General features: G+C 53.4%; 3 protein-coding genes. 2 read left to right on the top strand and 1 reads right to left on the bottom strand.

Going from position 1 to position 4,740, the window contains the following annotated elements; translation table 11 throughout:
* Window positions 1-285: 285 nt before the first annotated feature.
* On the bottom strand, window positions 286-1,218 hold the full coding sequence (locus MES37_RS23530; protein ID WP_064542216.1) for a sugar kinase: 933 nt from the start codon (window positions 1,216-1,218) through the stop codon (window positions 286-288).
* 232 nt (window positions 1,219-1,450) lie between these two features.
* On the opposite strand from MES37_RS23530, the gene pdeH reads away from it, so the two are divergent.
* Both pdeH and MES37_RS23520 read left to right on the top strand, forming a co-directional pair.
* Window positions 1,451-2,224 carry a cyclic-guanylate-specific phosphodiesterase gene (gene pdeH, locus MES37_RS23525; protein WP_064542219.1) on the top strand — a complete coding sequence of 258 codons (774 nt, stop codon included), beginning with the start codon at window positions 1,451-1,453 and terminating at the stop codon, window positions 2,222-2,224.
* A 65-nt stretch (window positions 2,225-2,289) separates the two neighbouring features.
* Window positions 2,290-4,356: an AsmA family protein gene (locus MES37_RS23520; protein WP_237932746.1), complete on the top strand. Its 2,067-nt coding sequence runs from the start codon at window positions 2,290-2,292 to the stop codon at window positions 4,354-4,356.
* Window positions 4,357-4,740 lie beyond the last annotated feature (384 nt).

Genomic DNA, 4,740 nt, shown 5'->3' with positions numbered 1-4,740 from the left:
CACGTGAGAGAGCGATCGTCTGGAACGAATCGCGAACGACCCCGAATGTTGGGTGAAAAACGGTGTTTACCGCTTTAGCGGCGATTGATTTGCCGGGCGCCTGGATTATCAAGGGGTTGGCGTTAACCCCTTGATACGTTCACCGTTTGCGGGAATTAAAGAGATAACTGAACACACGGGTGAACGGAAAACCAGCAGGGCTTACAGATCTCACCCTGACAAGATAGCCAGGATGAGTTGTGTACAAGAGACAGCCCACAGGGAGAGGGCCGGGTGAGGGTTGCCTTAAGAAGGCATCGCCTCTTTCGGGATAATCGCCCCGCGATACTGAATCACGGTACTCGCCGTCAAATGCCCGCGTTTTGCCGCTTCTTCAGCACTACCACCAGTCAAACGTACCGCCAGATAACCCGCGCTGAAAGAGTCGCCAGCCGCTGTGGTATCGATAACTTTTTCTTTCGGTAATTTTACCGCTGGCACTTCTAACATCGGCTCGCCCTGAATCGCCACCAGGCAAGACTCTGCGCCGCGCTTGATGACCACTTCACGCACGCCAGCTGCCTGAGTACGGTGAATCACTTCTTCAACCGGCTTCGCGCCCCACAGCAAATCTTCGTCATCCAAAGTCAGGAACGCGATGTCAGTGCAGGTCAGCATTTGCTGGTAAACCTGTTGCGTCTCTTCACGGCTGGCCCACAGGCGCGGACGGTAGTTGTTATCGAAGATAACCTTGCAACCGTTAGCGCGGCACTGAGTCAGCAGCGCCATCAGCTTTTCACGGCTCGCCGCGTTGAGGATTGCCAGGCTAATCCCGCTTAAATACAGGTAATCGAACTGAGCCAGCTCTGCGCAAATCGCCTGAGCTTGCTCGCTCTCCAGCCAGAAACGGGCTGCGGCTTCGTTACGCCAGTAATAGAAAGTACGCTCGCCGGTTGAATCAGTTTCGATGTAATACAAGCCTGGTAAACGGTGCTCCAGGCGCTGTGTCAGCTCGGTGTGAACGTTTTCTTGCTGCCATGCGTCGAGCATTTGTTGGCTGAAGTTATCTTCACCCAAAGCCGTGACGTAATGGACTTCTAGCTCGTTTGCATCGACCTGGCGGGCGATATAAACGGAAGTATTTAGGGTGTCGCCACCAAAGCCGCGGCTAACTTCCGCACCTTTTTGCGACAGTTCAATCATACATTCACCGATAACGGCGATTTTGCGCGTTGGCATAGCAGTAAACCTGAATTGATGAAATTACCGCTAGTTTGCTGGTCGGCTAAAAACGAGTCAAACAATTTAAAACGATGTTTCGGAAAACTTTGAGCTAAGGCAGTTTATTGCCAATGTGAACCAACTCTCTTTCATTAAGGTTGTACTCAAAGCGAACATAAAGTTCTCATGCGCTACGCCGATAACTTGACGATGGGCCATCCGAGTTATCAAGGTAAACAGGACGTACATGATGAAGTTTAATCAGATCACTCACCGGCTGAATACGCTTGAGGCGAGTGTCGAAAGTTTGCAGGAGCGGCGGTTCTGGTTGCAGTGCCAGCGGCAGTACACCTTCCAGCCGATCTACAAAATCGATGGTCGATTAATGGCGATAGAACTGCTGACGGTGGTCACGCACGCGGATGAGCCGGAGGTGCGTATTGCCCCGGATCGCTACTTTTCATCTGTCTCCAGTCGCACGCGCTTGATGGTCATCGAAGAGCAACTCAATTTGCTGCGCAGTTGGGAATCCATCTTCCTTGGCTATGGCATTTTAGCGTCGGTGAATGTCGATGGCCCGACTCTTGTGGCAATGAAGCATCATCAGTCGATTCTAAGGCTTATCAACAAAATGCCGTGGGTGCGCTTTGAACTGGTGGAGCACATCACCCAACCGCAAGCCGTGACACTGGCAGGAATGCACGAATTCGGCCCGCTGTGGCTGGACGATTTCGGCACCGGTGTTGCCAACTTTTCTGCTTTAAGCGAGATGCACTACGACTACATCAAAGTCGCGCGTGACTTGTTCATCATGCTGCGCACCAGCGACGAAGGCCGGAATTTATTCAACATGTTGCTGCAATTGATGAATCGCTATTGTAAAGGCGTCATCGTCGAAGGTGTCGAAACTGAAGCGGAATGGCGCGCTGTGCAAAACTCCCCCGCGTTTGCGGCACAAGGCTATTTCCTCTCCCGTCCCGTTCCATTTGAACAGTTAGAGAGCGTACTAACTCGCCTGTCCTGATGCCGTTTTGGTCACGCTCAACTATCTTTAGTTAAAGCGAGCCACATCAGGAGAAGGTAAAAGGCATGACTAAAACTGGAAAGGTCGCCAGCGGTGTCGTCGGGGGTTTATTGTTGTTGGTTGTGGTGGCAATCATTGTGATTGCGACGTTTGACTGGAATCGGCTCAAACCGACTATCAACCAAAAAGTCTCGACAGAGCTGAATCGGCCCTTCGCCATTCGTGGCGATTTAGGCGTGGTATGGGAGCGTAACAAAGAAGAAACCGGCTGGCGCAGTTGGGTGCCGTGGCCGCATGTTCACGCCGAAGATATTATTCTGGGCAACCCGCCGGATATTCCTGAAATCACTATGGTGCATCTGCCGCGCGTAGATGCCACGCTTGCACCTCTCACGCTGCTCACTAAAACCGTTTATATCCCGTGGATCAAGCTGGTTCAGCCCGATGTGCGAATCATTCGGCTGTCGGAAAAAAACAATAACTGGACGTTCAACCTCGCCAGTAGCGCAGCGCAAGATCCCAATCAACCGCCGTCAGCGTGGTCGTTCAGAATGGACAATATTCTGTTCGATAAAGGCCGCATCGCTATTAACGACAAACTCACTAAAGCAGAGATGGAAATCCTCGTTGATCCACTTGGCAAACCGTTACCGTTTAGTGAAATACAAGGGCACAAACCCAAAGGCAAAGATGCCGCAAAAGCCGGAGATTATGTCTTTGGCCTGAAAGTTCGCGGGCGCTACAACGGCGAGCCGATAGAAGGCTCCGGTAAAATTGGCGGTATGTTAGCGCTGCGCAGCGAAGGCGAAACCGCCTTTCCGGTGCAGGCCGACGTGCATTCCGGTAACTCACGCGTGGCGTTTATCGGCACCATCAACGACCCGATGAAAATGGGCGGTGTCGACCTGCAACTGAAGTTCTCCGGTGATTCGCTGGGCAACCTCTACGATCTGACCGGTGTGTTATTGCCGGATACGCCACCGTTTGAAACTGACGGGCATTTACTGGCAAAAATCGATGCAGAAAAAGGCTCGGTGTTCCGCTATCAGAACTTTAACGGGCGCATTGGCGACAGCGACATTCATGGCTCGCTGACCTATTCCCAGGGCAAACCGCGGCCGAAACTGGAAGGCGACCTTGAATCTAAACAGCTTCGGCTGGCCGATTTAGGCCCGTTGATTGGCGTGGATTCCGGCAAGGGCGCGCAACAAAGCAAAAAGGCGGAACAAGCCAAAGGCGAGAAAACCGTGCAGCCGGGCGACAAAGTTCTGCCGTATGACCGTTTCGAAACCGCCAAGTGGGACGTAATGGATGCTGACGTACGCTTTAAAGGCGGGCGCATCGAACACAGCGGCACGCTGCCGCTCAGCAATCTCACCACGCATGTGATCCTTAAAAATGCCGACTTACGCCTGCAACCGCTAAAATTCGGCATGGCGAACGGCACCATCAGCGCCAACATTCACCTTGATGGCAACAAGAAGCCGATGCGCGGAGAAGCGGATATTCAGGCGCGTCGCTTGCAGCTCAAACAGCTGATGCCAAAAGTGGAATCGATGCAGAAAACCCTCGGGGAACTGAATGGTGATGCGGATTTGCGGGGCCGTGGTAACTCTATTGCGGAGCTGTTGGGCAGCAGCGATGGCAACCTGAAATTGCTGATGAACGACGGGTTAATCAGCCGCAACCTGATGGAAATTGTCGGCCTGAACGTCGGGAATTACGTCGTCGGGCAAATCTTTGGTGATGATGAAGTGCGGATTAACTGTGCGGCGGCGAACCTTGATTTACGCGGCGGCGTGGCGACGCCACGTATTTTTGCCTTTGATACCGAAAACGCGCTGATCAACGTCACTGGCACCACCAACTTTGCCAGCGAGCGGCTCGATTTAACCATTGATCCTGAAAGCAAAGGGGTGCGAATTCTGACATTGCGCTCGCCACTTTATGTGCGCGGCACGTTTAAGAACCCGGATGCCGGGGTGAAACCTGGGCCATTGATTGCCCGTGGCGCGGTGGCTGCGGCACTGGCAACGCTGGTGACGCCAGCCGCCGCACTGCTGGCGATGATCTCGCCTTCCGAAGATGGCGGTAATCAGTGCAGCCGTATTTTGGGGCAGATGAGGAAGTGACATTTCCCCCTCACCCAGGCTGTCTCTTATACACATCTTTGAGGGACGGTTCCTGCCGAGCCGGAGAAGGTTCCGTTCACCAGGCGACAGCGTGTTTATGTCGCGACTGAACTGGTGAACGTCTTAGGGTGACCACCGTCGTCACCCTAAGAACCCGGACTCCCGGCAAATAAATCGCCGCAAGCGGTAAACCTCCATTTTGCCTCCGTGTCAGGGTCGGTTGCGATTCGTTCCCGACGATCGCGCCCTCCAGCCGCTCCCGACGGCTGGACCCTGCCACCTGGAGTCAAAATGGAGGCGATTTAAGCCGGACCCGAAATTCAAAGTCAAAAGCCAGAGCGGTTTTGACCTTGTCCCCGGCTTCAATCGCGCCGTTTTTTACCC

It is taken from the genome of Buttiauxella sp. S19-1 (assembly GCF_022134725.1).
Taxonomy (GTDB): domain Bacteria; phylum Pseudomonadota; class Gammaproteobacteria; order Enterobacterales; family Enterobacteriaceae; genus Buttiauxella; species Buttiauxella ferragutiae.
This window is presented reverse-complemented; position numbering and strand designations above follow the sequence as displayed.